Annotated in this window: 20 protein-coding genes; 5 read left to right on the top strand and 15 right to left on the bottom strand. The window is 34.3% G+C overall.

The window, feature by feature from the left end:
* Positions 1 to 138: 138 nt before the first annotated feature.
* On the bottom strand, positions 139 to 582 hold the full coding sequence (locus M2098_RS09410) for a MerR family transcriptional regulator (protein ID WP_280683850.1): 444 nt from the start codon (positions 580 to 582) through the stop codon (positions 139 to 141).
* A gap of 120 nt (positions 583 to 702) precedes the next feature.
* On the bottom strand, positions 703 to 1,422 hold the full coding sequence (locus M2098_RS09405) for a glucosamine-6-phosphate deaminase (RefSeq protein WP_134168815.1): 720 nt from the start codon (positions 1,420 to 1,422) through the stop codon (positions 703 to 705).
* 78 nt (positions 1,423 to 1,500) lie between these two features.
* On the opposite strand from M2098_RS09405, the gene M2098_RS09400 reads away from it, so the two are divergent.
* Positions 1,501 to 2,274 carry a MerR family transcriptional regulator gene (locus tag M2098_RS09400; protein ID WP_166667539.1) on the top strand — a complete coding sequence of 258 codons (774 nt, stop codon included), beginning with the start codon at positions 1,501 to 1,503 and terminating at the stop codon, positions 2,272 to 2,274.
* 9 nt (positions 2,275 to 2,283) lie between these two features.
* Positions 2,284 to 2,874 (top strand): sugar O-acetyltransferase, encoded by a 591-nt coding sequence (locus M2098_RS09395; protein WP_280683855.1) that lies wholly within the window; start codon positions 2,284 to 2,286, stop codon positions 2,872 to 2,874.
* Positions 2,875 to 2,910: 36 nt separating this feature from the next.
* On the opposite strand, the gene M2098_RS09390 is transcribed toward M2098_RS09395, so the two are convergent.
* The 13 genes from M2098_RS09390 to sufC all read right to left on the bottom strand — a co-directional run bounded on the left by M2098_RS09390 (position 2,911) and on the right by sufC (position 17,886).
* On the bottom strand, positions 2,911 to 3,429 hold the full coding sequence (locus tag M2098_RS09390) for an NUDIX hydrolase (protein ID WP_134171457.1): 519 nt from the start codon (positions 3,427 to 3,429) through the stop codon (positions 2,911 to 2,913).
* A gap of 432 nt (positions 3,430 to 3,861) precedes the next feature.
* The gene (locus M2098_RS09385; RefSeq protein ID WP_280683857.1) at positions 3,862 to 5,295 is read right to left on the bottom strand and encodes a 6-phospho-beta-glucosidase; all 1,434 of its coding nucleotides are present in this window, start codon (positions 5,293 to 5,295) and stop codon (positions 3,862 to 3,864) included.
* The gene (locus M2098_RS09380; RefSeq protein ID WP_280683860.1) at positions 5,288 to 6,664 is read right to left on the bottom strand and encodes a 6-phospho-beta-glucosidase; all 1,377 of its coding nucleotides are present in this window, start codon (positions 6,662 to 6,664) and stop codon (positions 5,288 to 5,290) included. The genes M2098_RS09385 and M2098_RS09380 overlap by 8 nt, the downstream gene beginning before the upstream one ends.
* Before the next feature lie 95 nt (positions 6,665 to 6,759).
* Positions 6,760 to 8,178: a 6-phospho-beta-glucosidase gene (locus tag M2098_RS09375; protein WP_134171018.1), complete on the bottom strand. Its 1,419-nt coding sequence runs from the start codon at positions 8,176 to 8,178 to the stop codon at positions 6,760 to 6,762.
* 168 nt (positions 8,179 to 8,346) lie between these two features.
* Positions 8,347 to 10,236, bottom strand: a complete 1,890-nt coding sequence (locus M2098_RS09370; RefSeq protein WP_134171016.1) for a beta-glucoside-specific PTS transporter subunit IIABC — start codon at positions 10,234 to 10,236, stop codon at positions 8,347 to 8,349.
* Positions 10,237 to 10,416: 180 nt separating this feature from the next.
* Positions 10,417 to 11,259, bottom strand: a complete 843-nt coding sequence (locus M2098_RS09365; protein ID WP_134171014.1) for a PRD domain-containing protein — start codon at positions 11,257 to 11,259, stop codon at positions 10,417 to 10,419.
* Between the two features lie 207 nt (positions 11,260 to 11,466).
* Entirely contained in the window at positions 11,467 to 12,228 is a 762-nt protein-coding gene (locus tag M2098_RS09360; RefSeq protein ID WP_280683864.1) for an HAD-IIA family hydrolase, read from the bottom strand.
* A 430-nt stretch (positions 12,229 to 12,658) separates the two neighbouring features.
* Positions 12,659 to 13,189 (bottom strand): 5-formyltetrahydrofolate cyclo-ligase, encoded by a 531-nt coding sequence (locus M2098_RS09355; RefSeq protein WP_134171008.1) that lies wholly within the window; start codon positions 13,187 to 13,189, stop codon positions 12,659 to 12,661.
* Between the two features lie 4 nt (positions 13,190 to 13,193).
* Complete coding sequence (gene sufB, locus M2098_RS09350) at positions 13,194 to 14,600, bottom strand: Fe-S cluster assembly protein SufB (RefSeq protein ID WP_280683868.1); 1,407 nt, start codon at positions 14,598 to 14,600, stop codon at positions 13,194 to 13,196.
* Complete coding sequence (gene sufU, locus M2098_RS09345; RefSeq protein ID WP_134171004.1) at positions 14,593 to 15,042, bottom strand: Fe-S cluster assembly sulfur transfer protein SufU; 450 nt, start codon at positions 15,040 to 15,042, stop codon at positions 14,593 to 14,595. The genes sufB and sufU overlap by 8 nt, the downstream gene beginning before the upstream one ends.
* 12 nt (positions 15,043 to 15,054) lie before the next feature.
* Positions 15,055 to 16,287 (bottom strand): cysteine desulfurase, encoded by a 1,233-nt coding sequence (locus M2098_RS09340; RefSeq protein ID WP_280683871.1) that lies wholly within the window; start codon positions 16,285 to 16,287, stop codon positions 15,055 to 15,057.
* Position 16,288: 1 nt separating this feature from the next.
* A complete protein-coding gene (locus M2098_RS09335; protein WP_280683873.1) occupies positions 16,289 to 17,083 on the bottom strand; it encodes a SufD family Fe-S cluster assembly protein in 795 nt (264 codons plus the stop codon).
* A complete protein-coding gene (gene sufC, locus M2098_RS09330; protein WP_134170998.1) occupies positions 17,083 to 17,886 on the bottom strand; it encodes a Fe-S cluster assembly ATPase SufC in 804 nt (267 codons plus the stop codon). The genes M2098_RS09335 and sufC overlap by 1 nt, the downstream gene beginning before the upstream one ends.
* Positions 17,887 to 18,078: 192 nt before the next feature.
* Between sufC and M2098_RS09325 the strand changes: the two genes are divergently transcribed.
* The 3 genes from M2098_RS09325 to M2098_RS09315 are packed head-to-tail and all read left to right on the top strand — an operon-like array spanning position 18,079 to position 20,411.
* Positions 18,079 to 19,095, top strand: coding sequence for a peptidylprolyl isomerase (locus M2098_RS09325; RefSeq protein ID WP_280683877.1), 1,017 nt, complete (start codon positions 18,079 to 18,081; stop codon positions 19,093 to 19,095).
* Between the two features lie 15 nt (positions 19,096 to 19,110).
* Positions 19,111 to 20,010 (top strand): peptidyl-prolyl cis-trans isomerase, encoded by a 900-nt coding sequence (locus M2098_RS09320; protein WP_280683879.1) that lies wholly within the window; start codon positions 19,111 to 19,113, stop codon positions 20,008 to 20,010.
* Positions 20,011 to 20,012: 2 nt separating this feature from the next.
* Entirely contained in the window at positions 20,013 to 20,411 is a 399-nt protein-coding gene (locus M2098_RS09315; RefSeq protein WP_280683881.1) for an HIT family protein, read from the top strand.
* Positions 20,412 to 20,457: the final 46 nt, after the last annotated feature.

Raw genomic sequence — 20,457 nt, 5'->3', positions numbered from 1 at the left:
AACATAATAAAAAAGTAACTACACTTTACTCAATGTAGTTACTTCATGGTTCTACCATGGGATATCAAACTTTACACAAAATTATTTACAGGCTCTCTACTTGACAGGGGGTACATCATTATATGAGTGCGTAGGTTTTTATGATTCATGTGCATGATTATACATTTTTTGAATATCATCAGGCAATCGATCTGGAAGCATCTCATTTATTCGTTTTTCACTTCCATCAGCTATAGCTGTTTGATAATACCAACATTTGTATTGCAACATATCATGTGTTTTCTTTAATTTTTCTATTTCCTTTTCTACTTCAAGTTTTTGTTGCTCAAAGATCTCTTTACGATCTTTAAAAGTTTTTGAACCTTCTTTACATAACTCCATAAAGCGCTTAATATCTTTGATCTCTAATCCAGAACGTTTCAGACACTCAATTACACGTAACTGTTCAAGTTCTTGCTCACCAAACACTCTGACACCAGCATTTCTTTGTAAGTTTGGAAATAAACCTTCATTATCATAGTAACGAAGCGTTGACACAGGAAGCGCAAACATCTTTGACACTTCTCCAATCCCATACATCATAATTTCTCCTTCTTTCTTGACCTAAAGTTGACTTTAGGTAGTTAATATATCATAAAGTAAGCATGAATCGATGTCAATTAGCTATAAAAAATACCGGATATTTATCCGATATTTTTATAATTATAGTAATTCCTTAATTTCACTTGCTGCTTCTTCGTCAAGAATTAGTGTGAAATTTGGATGTAATTGAAAGATTGATGAAGGACATGTTTCACTAACCGGTCCAAACATAGCTTCTTTAATGATATTTGCTTTCTTTTTTCCAGTAGCAAACATTACTACTTCTTTTACATTCATGACAGCTCTAGGCCCCATTGTAAAGTAAGATGGTGTTAATTCATCCATTCCTCCTACTTCACCTGCCATCACATCGATTAATTCCTTTGGATAGAACACTTCCACTGTTTCGTCACCAAACTTTGTAGTTCCTGGTAAATTTCCACAGAAGTGACCATCTCCACCAATTCCTAAGAATATTGCATCAAGACCCCCAACACTTCTTAAATATGCATCATGTTCTTTAAAGTTTTCAGGTGTTAGTTTATGAATCATCGATTCTGGAATATTAGCTGGTGTAAAGAAGTCTCTACGTAAGTTTGAAATTGTTACTCCTTCACTTTGTTTTTTTGCATATGGAATTTCATCAAAGTTGTAAAATGTAACATTTGGAAATTCGCGTTTGTCTTTAATTACTTCTGTTAATAATTCATACATACGTTTTGGTGATGATCCAGCAGTAATTGCAATATTCATCTTTTTGTCTTCATACATCTTCGCCAACAGTTGATACATTACTGTCTTTGACATCTCTTCATAGTTCTTTTCAATTATAATTCTCATAGGTACCTCCCTTTTACTTTTTTAGTATAAACTCTATAGCAACTAGAGAGTCAAGTGATTTTCATGTATACTGTATATATGAAAAAATATTTATCAATTGGTGAGATGGCAAAATTAAATGATGTGAGCATTCAACGATTACGATACTATGATTCTATTGGTATGTTATCGCCTGCATATGTAGATCCAGATAGTAAATATCGGTATTATGAAAAAGAACAATCTGGAATCTTATTACAAATTCAACGATTGCAGTATATTGGTTTTTCTTTAGATGAAATTAAGGTAATGCTAAAATCATCAAACTTAGACTATGAAGCAATTTTAAAAGAAAAACGTGAACGTCTAGAAAAAGAATTGGACACAATCAAAAACAAGCAAGAAAAACTTGCTGACTACGAACGTAGTTTGAAAACACCATCTTCAAAAGTCTGCGATCTTACACTACCCTATTTACGATTTGCGTGTATTGATGTAAAACTTAAAAATGTATTAGATATGGATATTGAAGATTATGTTGATTATCGCGCTGCATTACGCACATTCATAAAAAAACATGGACTGAGTCGTTCCACGATTTCAAAGATGGTTATTTTTAACGAAGGTGAGAAAGCACATATTATGGTACCTGTTTCTGCTAGTTTGGAAGTTGATTGTGCATATCCTGTTTATACGTATCAAAATGTAAAACTAAAAGAAATGCACTGCTCTACAAAAGAGCAAATACAAACGATTGAAAGTCTATACAAGAAAGTAAAACATCCTGGTATTTGTATCATCCAACGATTACCAAGTTTGCACCGTAATCGAAAAGATAGTTGCATCGTACAACTACAAGTACTTGATAAGTAAGGTGAATAGATGAAACTTGATGAATTAAAAAAGCTAATGCATAGTGGTCAAATGTATAACGATTTAGATTTAACACTTGTAGAAGCAAGAGCAAAAGCAGTACATCTTACAAATGCATATAATCAAAGTTATGAAGAATGTGCAAGTAAACGCGAAGCGATTTTACACTCAATTTTCCATACGGTTGGTAAACAACCGTATTTGGAGCCAAACTTCCGTTGTGAATTTGGTTTCAATATCACAATTGGTGATTATTTCTATGCTAACTTTGATTGTATTATGTTAGATGGTGCTCCAATTACAATTGGTGATCATGTATTGTTTGGACCAAGGGTTGGTATTTATACAGCAAATCATGCAATTGATGCACTAGAACGACAACATGGTGGTTGTTATGCAAAAGAAGTACATATTGGCAATCATGTTTGGGTTGGTGCAGGTGTACATATCAATCAAGGTGTGCACATTGGAGATAACACAATTATTGGATCAGGAAGTGTTGTTACTAAAGATATTCCTGCGAATGTAATTGCTGCAGGTAATCCTTGCAAAGTCATTCGTGCGATTACTGAAGCCGATAAAACAAGTTTTACATATTAAAAAAAACGGGTTCCGCTAATTGCAGAACTCGTTTTCTTAATGCTTTTTATGTTTTATATAATATTCAAATGCAATTAGATCACGACGTTGCACCAGTTCATTCACACTGCGCTTTGTATAATCTTTAAGCATATCCATCACTTCTGACTCACTATATGTCTCAGTACCTTCAATTAGTGCTTCCTCTTCTTCTGTACGTGATTCCCCACCAATATATTCTGTCAACTTTACAGCAAAGTAGTTGGAGATGGTTTCGCGATTTAAAGAGTTGTAGTGATCTACAATATAACCAATATCTTCGATGATCTCGCACTCATATCCGATTTCTTCACGGATTTCGCGCTTTACTGCATCTTCTAAACTTTCTTCATTCTCGACGCCGCCACCAATAGTTTCAACATGGTTTCTACGTCCAAGTGCATCAGTCCCTTTGATGCGCAAGAAAACCAGTTCATCATTTTCGTTATATACAAAACAACGGACTGTCCAACGTTTTTGATATGGTTCTTTTGTGCGTTTTCTAAAAACGCGATCTTCTAGAATGGCAATTAACATGTTTACATTCCTTTCCTATCTTTTTCCTCTATAAATCTATTATACCTAACTCCTCCAAGAAAACAAAATAAGAGACACTCTCATGCCTCTTAACGATCTTTCCGTAATTAATCTGGGGAGAAATTCAATTATCTTTCTATGGGTGGGGAAAAAGATAATCAAGCGATTAACCACGAGGCATCACTACCTATATATAGGTTATCAAGAAAAATCTTTAAAGTCAATATAAGCGCTTTCAATTTCTCTAATTTCTTCATTATATATTGGCTTTTGAGCCGATTATTATAGGCTTTTCTTACATTTTGATGTAAATGTCTAGCAAATACATATTCACTTTGATATAGATTTGTATTTTGTATGATTATGGTTCATTTCATTCAACTTAAAAATGAAAAAAAGGATTATGCAATTTTTCTACATAATCCTTAAAAATTATACGTTTTCTCCGTTTGAAGCAATCACTTCTTTGTACCAGTCAAATGATTTTTTCTTTCTTCTTGAGAAGTCTCCGCTACCATCATCATATTTTTCAACATAGATAAAACCATAGCGTTTTGCCATTTCTCCAGTTGATGCACTAACTAAGTCAATACATCCCCAAGGTGTAAAGGCACGTAAATCTACACCATCAGCAATCGCTTCAGCCATTGCATCAATATGTTTACGTAAGTAATCAATACGGTAGTCATCATTAATAGAACCGTCTTCCTCAATTGTATCAAGTGCTCCTAGACCATTTTCAACAACCATTAATGGAACGCGGTAACGATCGTATAGATCAATCAATGCATAACGAAGTCCTTGTGGATCAATTTGCCATCCCCACTCACTTGCTTCTAAGTAAGGGTTTGGTGTCCCACCAAGTAAGTTCCCTTCACCTTTTTTAGCTGGATCAGCAGATGTACAACTTGACATATAGTATGAGAATGAAATGAAATCAACAGTTCCATTTGCGATGGTTTCCATATCACCTTCAGCAATATCAAGACTTACTCCATTTTCATCCCAAATGCGTTGTGCAAATGTTGGATATTTTCCTTTTACTTGTACATCTGTACAGTAATAGTTGAAGTTTTGGTTTTGTTTTTGTGCTGCAATTGCATCCTCTGGTTTACATGTTAATGGATACGTTGTTGCATAGATAATCATATTTCCAACTTGGTTATTTGCATCCAACTCGTGTGCCAATTGTACAGCTTTTGCACTTGCAACAAATTGGTGGTGTAATCCTTGGAAACGTTTTTGTGGATCATCTACTTGATGCATGAAATCAGTAGTTCCTTCATTGATAATACCTAGTGATAAGAAGTTACCTAAATTTCCCATTGCCCCGTTAATTTCATTAAATGTTAACCAGTATTTTACTTTTCCTTTATAGCGATTAAAAATCGCAGTACAGTAGTTCATGAAAAAGTCAATCAACTTACGATTCGCCCAACCACCATATTCTTTTGATAAATGATATGGCAATTCGTAGTGAGAAATTGTAACTAATGGTTCTATATTGTGTTTTAAACACTCATCAATAACGCTTTCATAGAAAAGCAATCCCGCTTCATTTGGTTCGCTTTCATCTCCTTTTGGGAAAATACGAGTCCATGCAATTGAGAAACGATATACTTTGAATCCCATTTGCGCAAACATTGCGATATCATTTTTGTAGTGGTGATACATATCAATCGCTTCGTGTGAAGGATAAAATGTACCTTCCTCTAATACGGGTGTAATGCGTTTTGCTTGTGTTCTTGATCCACCTGTACAAATATCAGAAATAGATAAGCCTTTTCCGCCTTCTCTATATCCACCTTCACATTGGTTGGCAGCAGTTGCTCCACCCCATAAAAATCCTTCTGGAAATCTACCCATTATATGTCACTCCTTTACTTTCTAATTCAGCAATTTTGTCTGCGAATTGTGGTAAGTGTTTTTTATGCGCAACTAATAGTTCATTCATTACCATGTCTGCTTTTTCTCCAGACTCGATTAATGGATTAATTGTGAATGCTTGTTTTAATGTTTCATAGTTTCCCGTGATTGCTGCTTCAATCGTACATTCTTCCATTGCTTTCATAATTTGTAGCATTCCTCTTTGTGCACTCTTAAAACTTCCCCATACAATTGGTTCTGCTCCATGACTTGTAATATAGCTTGATACCTCTGCAATACTATCATATGGTAAATCCGCAATCGCCCCTTTGTTTTGTGTACTTACAACCATTACTTTTCGTTTGTCGTTCACAATGGATGCAATTACTTCACAAGCTGCATCACTATAGAATGTTCCACCTCGTTCACTTAGCTCTTTTGGTTTGTAGTCTAAGTTTGGATCTTTGTATAGTTCAAACAAGCGATCTTCGGTTGCTTTAACTAGTTGTGCACGTGTGTTGTTTTCTTTGTATTCTTCTAGTTCTAAATCTAGCATTGTTTGTGTTAAATAGTAATAACGGTGGTACATACATGGTAGTAATCCTTCATGTTTTACCAAGTCGTAATCAAAAGGCATTTGTGGAATGTTTTTTACTCCTTCTGGCATATCTTCAGGAGCGATATCTTTTCCATATTGTTGGTCAATAATTTTTGATGTGATTTCTTCTCCTTGTTTGTTCCAAACACGGTGCCAGTGGAAGTGGTTCAATCCTGCAAACTTAAAGTATAATTCTTCACTAAACGGTTCTAATCCTTCAAATGCATTTGCGATGTTTTGGTGAACGATAGGCACATTACATAATCCAATCGTTCTTGTCCAACCAAAGTGTTTGATTGCAGCTTCTGTAACCATCCCTGATGGATTGGTAAAGTTTACTAGCCAAGCATTCGGACATAATTCTTTCATGTCTTCAATAATTGATTTAATGACTGGAATGGTACGTAAAGCTTTGAACATTCCTCCAGCTCCATTTGTTTCTTGACCCATCATTCCATATTTTAATGGAATAGTTTCATCTTTGATTCTTGCATCAAGTAACCCTACACGAAATTGTGTTGTTACGAAGTCTGCATCTTTTAATGCAGCTCTACGATCCATTGTAAGGTGCACTTCCCAATCAAGGTTAGCAGCTTTAATCATACGTTTTGCCATCGCTCCAACGATTTCTAGTTTTTCTTTTCCTTCTTCGATATCCACAAGCCAGATTTCTTTAATATCTAACTCATCTTTACGTTTGATAAATCCTTCAAATAGTTCTGGTGTGTAGCTACTACCTCCACCAATTGTTGCAATCTTAAGTCTTCCCATAGTTCCTCCAGTTTCTTTCTTTTTCTTAAGTAAAATAATAAAGCCTGTTTATCAACTACCAGTTTTCGGTACATCATAAACAGGCAATGATTTAATTAGATATTTTCTCCGTTAGAAGCGATTACTTCTTTATACCAGTCAAAGCTTTTCTTTTTACTACGTTTTAATGTTCCATTTCCAGCGTCATCACGGTCTACATAAATGAATCCATAACGTTTACTCATTTCACCTGTTGAAGCACTAACTAGGTCAATACATCCCCAAGAAGTGTATCCAAGTAAATCTACACCATCTAATGTAACAGCATCGTGCATTGCTTTAATGTGTTCTCTCATGTAGTCAATGCGGTAGTCATCTTCAACATAACCGTTTGCATCTGGTTTATCAACTGCACCCAATCCATTTTCAACGATGAATAATGGTTTTTGGTAGCGGTCATATAATGCGTTAAGTGTAGTACGTAATCCTTGAGGATCGATTTGCCATCCCCATTCACTTGCTTTCAAGTATGGGTTTTTCACTGAAGCAAATACGTTTCCATCAGTTTTTAGTTTTTCATCAACACTTGCACATTTTGAAGAGTAGTAAGAGAAACTAATAAAGTCTACAGTGTGTTCTTTTAAGATTTCTTCATCACCTTCAACAAATGGAATTTTTACTCCTTTTCTTTCTAAATCAAGTAATGCATATTTTGGATATTCACCTCTTGATTGTACATCAATAAAGAAGTAGTTATCACGGTTTGTTTCGTATGCTTTCCAAACATCTCCGGGGTTACATGAATATGGATATACTTCACCAGCAGCAAGCATACATCCAATCATATTGGTTGGATCAATTTCGTGTCCAATTTTTGTAGCTAGAGCACTTGCTACCAACTCATGGTGTGCAGCTGTATATGTTGCTTGATCACGGTTTTCACCTTCTTCAAAGTAAAGACCAGCTCCCATAAATGGTAAGTGTAAAATCATGTTAATTTCATTGAATGTTAACCAGTATTTTACAAGTCCTTTGTAACGTGTAAATAATACTCTTACTAATTTTTCATAGAATCCAATTAACTTACGGTTTTTCCATCCACCATACTCAGTGATTAAGTGCATTGGACAGTCAAAGTGTGTAATTGTAACTAATGGTTCAATTCCATATTTGTGACATTCTTTAAATAAATCTTCATAGAATTTCAGTCCAGCTTCATTTGGTTCATCTTCATCACCGTTAGGGAAAATTCTTGTCCAAGCAATAGATAAACGGTATGTTTTAAATCCCATTTCTCCAAATAGTGCGATGTCTTCTTTGTAGTTATGATACATATCAATCGCATTTTGTGCAGGATAGAAGTGTTCATCATCAAAATCAAACATTTTCATGTTTCCTAGCATCACTGGGAAACGGTCCTTCCCATGAGGAATCACATCAACATTTGCTAATCCTCTTCCATCAACATTGTATGCACCTTCGCATTGGTTGGCAGCGGTTGCTCCACCCCATAAAAAATCTTTTCTAAAAGCCATAGTACCCTCTCTTTCACATATATTTCTTTCAATTATATTATTGCTTATAGCCTTAGTTTAAACCCTCTAGCAACTGTAGAGTCAAGGCAATAAATGCATTATTTTCATTCTTTTTTTATCTATAAAGGCAACAAAACATTAGGTTTCCCTAATGCTTTGTGTGTGTTTTTAAACTAAACCGATGATAATTTCATCTCCAGTTTTTACTTCAGGTTCTTGTGTTTCCACAAGATCTAAATAATCTGTCGTATTCACAACGACAACTGGTGTAATTGTACTAAATCCAGCTTCTTGAATTGCTTCAATATCAAAGTTCACAAGAGCTTGTCCTTGTTTTACTTTGTCACCTTGGCTAACAAGTGCTTCAAAATGTTTACCTTCAAGTTGAACCGTATCCATTCCGATGTGAATTAGTAATTCCATACCATCATCAGAAACTAAACCAATTGCATGTTTTGTTGGGAATAATGTAATTACTGTTCCATCAAATGGCGCAACTACTTTTCCTTCAGTTGGTTCAATCGCGATCCCTTTACCTAATGCACCTTGTGCAAAAGCATCATCTTTCACTGAAGAAAGAGGAACCACTTTACCTTTAATAGGGCTAGCTACTGATTGTTTTTTTTTTACTAATGTTTCAGCTTGTGCAGTAACGTCTTTTGCTTCGTATTTGTCTTTCCAGAAGAAGAAAGTCAACGCAAATCCAATTACCATTGAAATTACAACACAGATGATTGCTGACCACATTCCACTAGCATCTCCATCTGGAGTAATATAGTTAACAACACCGAAGATTCCTAAACCACCAGAAGTGTATGAAATTGCGTTGCTTCCTGCAAAGATTGCACCAGCAATACCAGCACCGATCATAGAGAATGCAAATGGTGTTTTTTCTGGTAATGACATACCATAAATCGCAGGTTCTGTTACCCCACAAATACCAGAGATAATTGCCCCAGGTCCAATTTCTTTGTACACAGGGTTTTTCGCTTTAATCCACATTGCAAGAATAGCACCAGTTTGTGCGAATGTTGTTCCAAACATACCAGTAAGAATTGAACTAGATCCTGTTGAAGCAATTGCCATAATGTGTAAAGGTACAACACTCCAGTGAAGTCCAAAGATAACAAGTACTTGCCATACAAGACCAAGAACTGCACCATATACAAATGGTGAGAAATCGATCAATGCTTGGAATCCCATTTGTAGGTATTCCATGAATAATCCCATAACTGGTCCAATCACTAAGAATCCAGCGAATAATGAAACGATTAATACAAAGAATGGTACGAAGAATGTTTGAATTACTTCAGGAATCACTTTGATTGCAAGTTTTTGCACTTTAGCAGCAAACATTACAATAAATAATGCTGGCATAGCTCCACTTAAGTAGTTTTGTGCTACCCAAGGAATTCCGAAAAGTTTAACATAAGAATCAAGACCTAATAAGCTAAATGGTGCAGTTTCAACACCAGCTGACATTGTACTTAATTGTACAGCAGGCATACATAAACTTGCTCCAATAGCTAAACCAATCATTGGTTTTAATCCGAATTTCTTCGCAGCGTTGTATCCTACGAACATCGGTAAGAAGTTAAATACTGAGTTTCCAATTGCATTTAAGAAAATGTAAATACCTGATGTAGCATCATATACTTCTAAGAATGTACATACAGCATTTACCCCTTGCATCATCCCACAAGCACATAATACACCAAGGAATGGTTGGAAAGTTCCACTTAATACATCAATAACACGATCAAAGAAATTTCCTTTGTCTCCATCTGAATTTGCAGCACTTTCGCTTGATAATCCAGCTACTTCTAATACATCATCGTAAACTTTAGATACGTGGTTTCCAATTACTACTTGGTATTGCCCACCACTTTTCATGACAGTAACAACTCCGTCCATGTTTTTTAATACATCATCGTTTGCTTTACTTTCATCTTTTAATTTAAAACGTAATCTTGTGATACAGTGCGTTAAACTGTTGATGTTTTCTTTTCCACCAACATTAGCAACTATATCTCTTGCTAATTGTTCATATTTTCCCATTTTTTTGACCTCCATCTTTCTGAAATAAATAGTTATATGAAATCTGAAGGTTTGGCCAACTTAATGTCACCACCCACTATATTTTTACAAAGCAAGTACCTGTCAAATCCCCCTTTCATTTCCTTATAATTGCTTTATAAATGACGAATTTATTTGTGATCAATGATCACTTTACATCGGTTATTTATCTGTTTTATAAATAACGCGCTCAATATGAATTGTTAAGTATAATTGTTCTTCATTTGAAAGAACATAATCATATTTTTCAACAATAAACTTTGTAATTTTTAATACACAATCGTATGCATTTTTATATTTCACTTTAATGAGTTCTAATAAGTCATCTTCTTGATTTCCAGTATATGTGTTCTTGTGAATCAGACGTTGCGCAAAGAACTTTAAGTGTGTAATAAATCGATAGAAATATACGGAATCTTCATCAAACTCTACATTGAAGTAATACTTTACAATGTTTGATATTTCTTGCATTACTGTTGTAATTTCATAAACATCTTCGATATCTTCATCCATCTCTGCATTCACTAAGTGTAAAGCAACGAATCCAGCTTCATCATCTGGTAAACGCACATTGAATTTTTCCTCAATCATATCCAAAGCGGTTTTCCCGACTGCATATTCATCAGGATAAAAACGTTTTGTATCCCACAACAAAGCATTCTTTACAGTAATTCCTTCATTGAAACGTACAATTGCAGTATACATATGGTCGACAATTGAAATGTAAATTGAATCATTCAATTTTCTACCTAAATGTGTTTTTGCAAAGGTTACAATTTCTTCTGAGAGTTGTACGTACTCCATTGGGATATCAACCAATAACTCTTGGAAACGACTATTCATATCTGGGTTTGCCATAAAGAATTCTTTATCTATCATCCCTGGATCAACTTCGTCTCCAACTTTCTTCTTAAATGCGAGTCCACAACCCATCACAATCTTTTCATTTTGATGTTGATCAAGTATAACTACGACATTGTTGTTTAGTATTTTTTCAATCCTCATATTTCCCTCACATTCTCCAAATAAAGATAAAAACCTATTCACCTAACTCTGATAATATACAAAAATCCTGCATATTTATCATTGTTTGGGCAAATAGGTTTAGCTTGTTCTCACAATCACTATCCAATTTATAATTGAATTGTACCACAATTGCACATAATTGCAACCGCTTTCACATCTTTTTTCTACTTTTTTTTATAAATCCTTTCAAATCACTTGAATTTCATCAAACGAATCAACGATATATGTTGGTTTAATTCCAAAGGTTTCAACATCTATGCGTGAATGTACTCCACTTGTAATTAAAATGGTGTCAATTCCTGTATTTTGTCCAAGGGCTATATCCGTCTCTAGATTATCACCTACCATAACGACATCTTCTTTTTGTATATCAAAATAACGTAATGCTTGATTTAAGATAGGTGCATAGGGTTTCCCTATCTTTTCACTTTTTTGTTCACTTGCATATTCAAATAAAGCCACAACACTTCCATTTCCTATAGCATATCCTTCACTTGTTGCTAAACGACGATCACTATTTGTACCGATTAGTTTTGCACCGTTTAGTAAATATGAGAGTGCATGTGAATACATTTCATACGTTCCATCTTTATCTAACCCAACAAAAACGAAATCCACATCTTTATCTGTAATATGAAATCCATTGGTAAGTAATGCTTCACGTAATCCATCTTTTCCAACCATATATGCATTTCGTTCTTTATAGTTTTCTGCTACATGCATCGCTGCAGCCATACTTGAAGTAAAAAAATCTTCTTCTTGAATTCCCTTAAAACCAATTGCTTCCATATGTTCTTTATTTTGCTTTAATGTACGTGTTGCATTATTTGTAAGAAAGATATAGCGATTCCCGCTTTCTTTAATACGATCCAAAAACGCTTGTGCTCCCTCTACCATAATACTTCCGTGGTACATGGTACCATCTAAATCAATCAAAAATGTCTTCATAATCTACCTCGTATGTTCTCTATTTTACCACATTCTAGGAATCTATGTTTTTAAATTGTATAGATGGTATGGAACTATCTACATTTTGTTTATTCATTTACATTTGTTTACAAGATCTTGACAATCAAATCATTCAGGATCGATTCTTTATTCTATTGTATATCGACTTGCATTTAAATTATTCATATAGAATTGAATATCCATGGATGAGTTTAATCTTCTTTTTCATCCTTGCTATTTGTTATGCCAAGTCTTTTTTAGGTGGAGCGGACATAAAATACATTGTATATGCATATGTATTCCTTGGTTTTACTCATATGCTTTACATGTTAATGATTGCAAATACTTGCGGATTATTCTATATGTATATATCTAATAAAAAAAGAATCCCCTTTCTACCATTTCTAGTACTTGGGACTCTTATTTTGTTTTATTTATGATATACCTTCGCTTCACTTACAATATAGTCTAGTGGAACATCAAATGTTTCTGTTGGAATATCTGCTAATTTCTGTGCTTCAAATCCAACACCAATTTTAAGTGCATTTGTCTTTTTTAGATACACATCATAGTATCCACCACCTTGACCAAGGCGGTTTAGTTTTTCATCAAACCCGACAAGTGGGACAATGATGACTTCAAGATCTTCTGGTTCTATTTTAAAATCTGAGATTGGTTCTTTTTGACCAAACGATCCAATTGTAAATTGGTCAAGTCCTTCAATAAGATAAAAGTCCATTTCTCTTTTTCCAGTAACAACTGGTGCAAAGAACGAACGTTCCAAGCGTAATAAACTTGTGACATCTACTTCGCTTTTCATTGGTAAATAAATGGCAATTTTTTCATATTTCCGCAATAAAGGAATTAACTTATCAACAACATCTGCAGAATAGTTTGCAAGTTGAAGCTCGTTAAGTTCTTGACGTTTTTTTCTTGTTTCTGTTCTCAGATTCTTTTTCATAGTATTACCCGATTGACCCTTCCATATCCATTTTCAATAGTTGGTTAAGTTCAACTGCATATTCCATTGGTAATTCTTTTGTAAATGGCTCTAAAAATCCCATTACAATCATTTCTTCTGCAGCTTCTTTGGTTAACCCACGACTCATTAGATAGTATAATTGTTCTTCAGAAATCTTAGATACGGTTGCTTCGTGTTCAATAGTTGAATCATTATTTTCCACGATATTTGTTGGTATTGTATCTGAACGACTTAATTTGTCTAAAATAAGTGTATCACATTCAATCTTACTTTTCGCATATTTCGCATGTTTTCCATGACGTACGATTCCTCGGTAGTTAACTTCTCCACCTTTTTTCGAAATCGACTTTGAAATAATTGTACTTGATGTATGTGGTGCCAAATGAATCATTTTTGCCCCTGCATCTTGAATTTGTCCTTTGCTAGCAACTGCAATAGATACGGTTGTTCCTTTTGCATATTCTTCAGCAAGCACACAGGCAGGATATTTCATATTTACACCTGAACCGATGTTTCCATCAATCCATTCCATGCTTCCGTTATATAGTACTTTTGCACGTTTTGTAACAAGGTTAATAATATTACTACTCCAGTTTTGTACTGTTGAGTAACGACATTTTGCATCTTTATGTACAAAAATTTCAACAACAGCAGCATGTAGACTGTCTTTTGAATACACTGGTGCTGTACATCCTTCTACATAGTGAATATCTGCACCCTCATCAACAATGATTAGTGTACGTTCAAATTGTCCACCTTGTTCCGTATTAATACGGAAATACGATTGTAGTGGTTTTTCTAATTTCACACCTTTTGGTACGTAAATAAAACTACCACCGCTCCACACTGCACTATTTAACGCAGCAAATTTATTATCCGTATATGGAATTAACTTCCCAAAAAACTTCTTAAAAAGTTCTTCGTGTTCTTTTAATGCAGTATCTGTATCAAGGAAGATAACTCCCTTATCTTGCACTTCTTGTAACATATTGTGATACACCGCTTCACTATCGTATTGCGTTGTAACACCTGCTAAGAAGTCCTTTTCTGCTTCAGGAATTCCTAAACGATCAAAAGTGTCTTTGATTGTATCTGGTACATCATCCCAAGAGGTTTCTGTTCTCTCACTTGGTTTAATGTAATATGTAAATTCATCAAAGTCAATTTCGCTTAGATCAGGTCCCCATGTTTGCATTGGTGATTTTTGAAAATACTCTAACGCTTGCAAACGGTACTCCTTCATCCATTCTGGTTCACCTTTTATATTTGAAATCTCTTCTACAATTTCTTTAGATAAACCTTTTTTTGTTTTATAAACACTTGTGTCTTCATCGTGAAAACCATATTCATACTCTTCACTAAGACCAAGTTCTTTTTCTTTATCAGTCATGGTTTTCCTCGCTTTCATCAATTAAAGCTTCCATACCATCCCAGCCAATTGTGGCACAGTGAATTCGATTGGCTTGTTTTCCAACATTTTGGAAAGCAATTGCTTCTTCAAGTAAATCTTCATCATATGGTTTTTCATCGATCATCGCACGATAGTTTTTAATAATTTCGCGTGCTTCTTCAATGGTTTTCCCAATAAGTAACTCACTCATAATCGAAGTTGATGAAGTAGAAATGGTACATGCTACTCCATCAAAACGAACATCGTCAATCTTTCCATCTTTAATTTTTGCTTGCACATGGATATCATCAATACAAGAATCACTTGCCATGTGTTTTTCTTTATATTCAGGATCTTTCGACAATTCATGGTTTCTTGGATTTTGTCCATGATCCATAATGATTTGTCGTAAAATCATTGGGTCGTTCATCATACTACTCATAAACATTTCCTCCTAAAAGAATACATCTAACATGGATTCTTTATTTATGCTTTTACATACTTCGATAAAGTGATCGACTTCTTCTTTTGTATTGTAGAAAGCTAAACTTGCACGTAATGTACTTGGTGTTTGCAACACATCCATCAATAGCTTTGCGCAGTGTTGACCACTACGTAAACTAATTCCTTTATCTGAAAAATATGTAGCTGCATCCTGGCTAAAGACATCTTTTATGTTGAATGTAATAATACTGCTTTCAACATCTGCATTATAAATCTCAACATTATCAAGTTCACTTTGCATTTTCTTAAGCATATAATCACGCAATTCATGCTCGTATGTATAAATCGTATCCATACCAATTGCATCTATATAATCAATTGCTGCTTTCATTCCTAGTGTTGCTTCAATTGGTGGTGTTCCTGGTTCGAATTTATATGGTGGATTTTTCATTAAAATATTTCCACACATGTCATAGCGAGCATTACTTCCTCCACCTAATAACATAGGTTCCATATCTTCAAGTAATTCATATTTACCATAAAGTACTCCTACACCTGTAGGACCACATAATTTATGTCCACTAAATGCAAAAAAATCACAATCAAGATCTTTCATATCTACTTTCATGTGTGGTGCACTTTGTGCCCCATCAACAACGATAATTGCTCCATGTTCATGAGCAATGCGACTAATTTCTTTAATATCAATTTCTGCACCAAGGACATTTGTAACATGTGCAATCGCAATGATTTTTACTTTATTTGACATCATCTTTTCGACTTGTTCAGGTGTAATCATTCCATTGTCATCCAATGGGATAAATTCTAGTTTTGCACCTTTTGCTTCTGCAATATTCATCCAAGGCAAATAGTTTGAAGCATGTTCTGCTTCATCTGTTAAAATCACATCACCTGGTTGTAAGTGTTTTCCAGCATACCCGTAGGCAACTTGGTTTAATCCAAAAGAAGCTCCTGTTGTAAACACAACTTCTTTTTTCTCACAATTGATAAACTTTGCTACACGTTCGCGTGCTTCTTCATATAGTGTATCTACAGTAAATCCAAGTTCATAATCTCCACGATGTGCATTTACTGAATAATTTGTATAGTACTTTGTAACTGCATCGATAACACTGTATGGTTTAAATGCAGTTGCGGCATTATCAAAATAGATTAAGTCATATCCTTTTTTACTTTTGACTTTCAACATTGGAAAGTCTTCTCTTATACGCTTTACATCCATATTATAAACCTACCCGACTACGTACCTTATTAATATATTCACTACGCATATCTTCATTATCAAACACTTCACTAATTGGCAATAAATACGAAAGCGTCAATAGTTCCTTGGCTTGTTGTTCATCCATCCCACGACTTGTTAAATAGTATAAATGTTGTTCATCCATTTTTCCCATCGAGTTTGCATGACTTGCCATTACATCATTTTCATCAATTAGCAAGACAGGTGTTGCTTTACTTACTTGATCATCACTTGTGGTTAAGATACGACTCATTTGATGCGACTTACTACCAAATGCACCCTTCTTGATTGTTCCACATGCACGTAAATCATAGTTTGCTTTTGCATCAGAAATTTCAAAGTTATTCATATCTGAATTTGTATTTGGTGCATGATGTATACACTCAATATCAAGTGTTTTCTTTGTTGTTGAAATACTTGTTGATACAATTTTTGCTGTTGCATCTTCAGCTAATAAGTTTACAAGTACTTTCTCTTGTACTTCACTATCACTCAACTCATACATTCCGATTTTAATTGTGGCAGCTAATTGTACATCTGCTTCAATTTGAAGTTTTGTATGTTTTGCTCCATTATCAAAAAGAATATGTAATTGGCTGTGATTAGCTAGTTGAATCTTACAATGAAGATCCATATCTTCCACTAGTTTGATAACTAACTCATTTGCAGTATTCGCAGTAGTTGTTATCACTAATTCCTGCATATCGTGAAGCTCATAGGTTTCAACTTTGGAAGTATCAAGATGTAGTACACTATTCCCTACAAGTTGTTCCATTATTTTTTTGCTCCACATGCATCTAAAGACATACGCGTTTGAATTGCAGGTTTTTCAACACCGTATTTATCGTATACCCAGTCATATCCTTCAGTATCGATTTTCTTAATTAATTCATATCCACCAGTTTCTTGAATTTTCCCATCAAGTAACACGTGTACATGTGTTGGTTTAATTAAATCTAAGAAACGTTCATAGTGAGAAACAATCAATAAAGATAAATCTTGACTATTAAATAATTCATATACTGCGTTAGCAACAATTTGAAGTGCATCAACATCAAGACCAGAATCGATTTCATCAAGCATAGCTAAGCTTGGTTTTAATAGTTTCATTTGTACAATTTCATTACGTTTTTTCTCACCACCAGAGAATCCTTCGTTTAAGTTACGGTGAGCCATTTCACTTTGTAATCCTAAATCTTCAATTGCACCTTCCATTTCTTTAATAAATTTAAATAAAGAAATAGGTTTCTCTAAACGTGCATTCATTGCAGCACGCATAAAATCAGAGTTATTCACTCCTGGAATTTCAGCTGGATATTGCATTCCTAAGAAAATACCTACACGACTTCTTTCATCAACACTCATCGCTAAGACATCTTTTCCATCAAATGTAATACTACCTTTTGTTACTGTGAATTTCGGGTCTCCCATAATTGCAGAAAGAAGCGTACTTTTCCCTTGTCCGTTTGGACCCATAATTGCATGTATTTCATGAGTATCAACTTCCAAGTTGATTCCCTTTAAGATTTCTTTTTCATTAATTTGGACATGTAAATCCTTAATTATTAACTTCGCCATTTGTCATCTACCTCTCATTCTTCTTATTGTACTCACAAAGTGCAGTTTAATCAATGATGTTGACTTAACTTTGCGAAATATTTTTTTCATGAAGTTCGTGTGAACTTTTCGTTGAAACACTAGAATTATACTAGTGTTTCCTATATAATATACTAGCGTATGCAAAAAAGCAAAAGCATAGTAGGAGGCATTATGAATATTGAAACAATCAAGGATATCCTAAAAAAATTCTGGTTTGTTATCCTAGTCGGAACAATTTTAGTCGCATTTGCGATCTATTTTGCTTGGGACACAAACAAGGATACCATCGGAGCAAAATCCGTAGATGGTAAGGATGTGATTTTCTCTCTTGCCAATAAAAATTACACAGCTGACGAATATTATGATGAGCTGTTCTCAATCACAGGTAGCGATAGTGAAACCCCTAGTGGAGTCATTCTTGCATATACGATGTTAGAACGTGAAGTTGTAAGTCAAAGTGTAAAAGCAACAGATGAAATGAAGAAAACTGCAGAGGAAAACTTCGAAGCTGCAGAAGCAAGTTTTAAATCAACACAAGGAAAGAATTACGAAAGCTATATGGATACAGAACTTCAAAAGCTTGGGTATTCTGGAGTTGAAGATTTCGAAGACTATTTCTTAGATATCGAAAAAGCTAAGAAGATGATGAACGATTATGTAAAAGATAATCCAAAATTATTCGATAAGATTTATGAAGAAAAATCTCCACGAGTAATTAGTCACATTCTTGTGAAAGTAGAAAAAGATGCAGAAGTAACTGCAGAACAACAAGCAAAAATGGACAAAATCGATGAATTATTAAAAGATGAAGATTTTGGTAAAATTGCAAAAGAATACTCTGAAGATACAAACAGTGCAGTAAATAATGGTAGCTTAGGTATTCAAACAAGTGACAGTTCCCTAGTAAGCGAATTTAAAGATGCTGCTTGGAAATTAAAAGATGGTGAAGTATCTGGATGGGTTCGTACCGAACACGGATACCACAAAATTAAAATCGACACAACAAAGAAAGACAAAATGTTAAAAGACTACACAGATGCAGTAGTTACAGCTGTACAAGAAGCGAACCCTAACCTACGTAAGAAAGTCGTTTGGGAAAAAGCGGAAAAACTTGGTGTAGAAATTAAAGACAAAGACTTAAAAGCACAACTGCTTACATACATGGGCGTTGAAACTGAGAAAGAATAATAGGAGGAACACACAATGAAAAAGAGAATACTTACAGTTGCTTGTGCAAGCCTATTACTCGTTAGTGGATGTAGCAACGCAACAACACAAGTAAAAGATGATGATAAAGTACTTATCAAAGTTGGTGATGAAGAAATCACTAAAGGCGATATTTATACAGGATTAGTTGCACAAGGAAACATTACACCTGTACAACGCGCAATGAGTGAAATCCTAGTAGATAAACTTGTAAAAGTTGATGATGATATCAAAAAACAAGCGGATGAAGATCTAGCTTACTACAAAGAAATGTATGGGGACCAATGGGAAACAACATACAAAAGCTATGGTTACAAAGATGAAGAAGCATTCTACAACGATGTAATTTTATTAAATGCACGTATGAATAAATTAACTTCATTATATGTAAAAGACAATCTAGCTGAATTAGTAAAAGAATTCAAACCTAGAAAAGCTCAAGTCTTCCAAGTAAAAGATGAAGAAAAAGCTAAAAAAGCATTAGAAGCAGCAAAGAAAAAAGATGCTGACTTTACAGCAATTGCCAAAGAATATGGTGATGAAGGTACATATAATGGTTCTGAAGCTATTTACAATACAAATAGTGGATTACCTGATGTTGTATGGAAATACATTGAAGAAGCCGACAAAAATGGAGTTGTAGACAATATGCTACAAGATCCAAGTGCTGAAACATACTATATTGTTAAAGTAACTGAAAAAGACTATAAGAAATTTAAAGAAGAAGCAATTACAAATATTTCAGAAATCTCAATTTCTGCTTCTACAGAAGAAGATGCACCAAAACCTCTTGCAGATCGTGCATTTGCTTACTTCTTAGATAAATACGATTACTCAATTCATGATGTTAATATCTACCAAGATTTATTATCATCTAGTTCAAAGTTTGAGAAATAGTTATGTGTATTTTCTGTAAGATTGTTGATGGTAAAATTCCATCATATAAAGTATACGAAGATAGTGATGTACTTGCCTTCCTTGATATCTCTCAAGTAACAAAAGGACATACACTAGTCATTCCAAAAAAACATTATGAAAACTTTATTGATGTAGAGCCAGAAATTTTGCAAAAAGTTATGGCTGTTGCACAAGATCTTGCAAAAGACTACATGGATAAATTATCTTGTACAGGTATGAATATACTGAGCAATGTGAATGAAGTTGCTGGACAAAGTGTTTTTCACTTTCATGTTCACCTCATTCCCCGCTATGCAAAAAACGACGATGTTGTTATCGAATTCAAACAAAGTCCTGAACAAGATTTGCCAGCATTACAACAATTACTAAAGAAGGATTAAATTCCTTCTTTTTTTATACTTTATTGAAAATCATATAAAAAATGCC

It is taken from the genome of Breznakia sp. PFB1-19 (genome assembly GCF_029893935.1).
In the GTDB taxonomy this organism is placed as follows: Bacteria; Bacillota_I; Bacilli_A; order Erysipelotrichales; family Erysipelotrichaceae; genus Breznakia; species Breznakia blatticola.
Note: the sequence above shows the minus strand (reverse complement) of the source record. Positions and strands in the feature narration are given on the sequence as shown.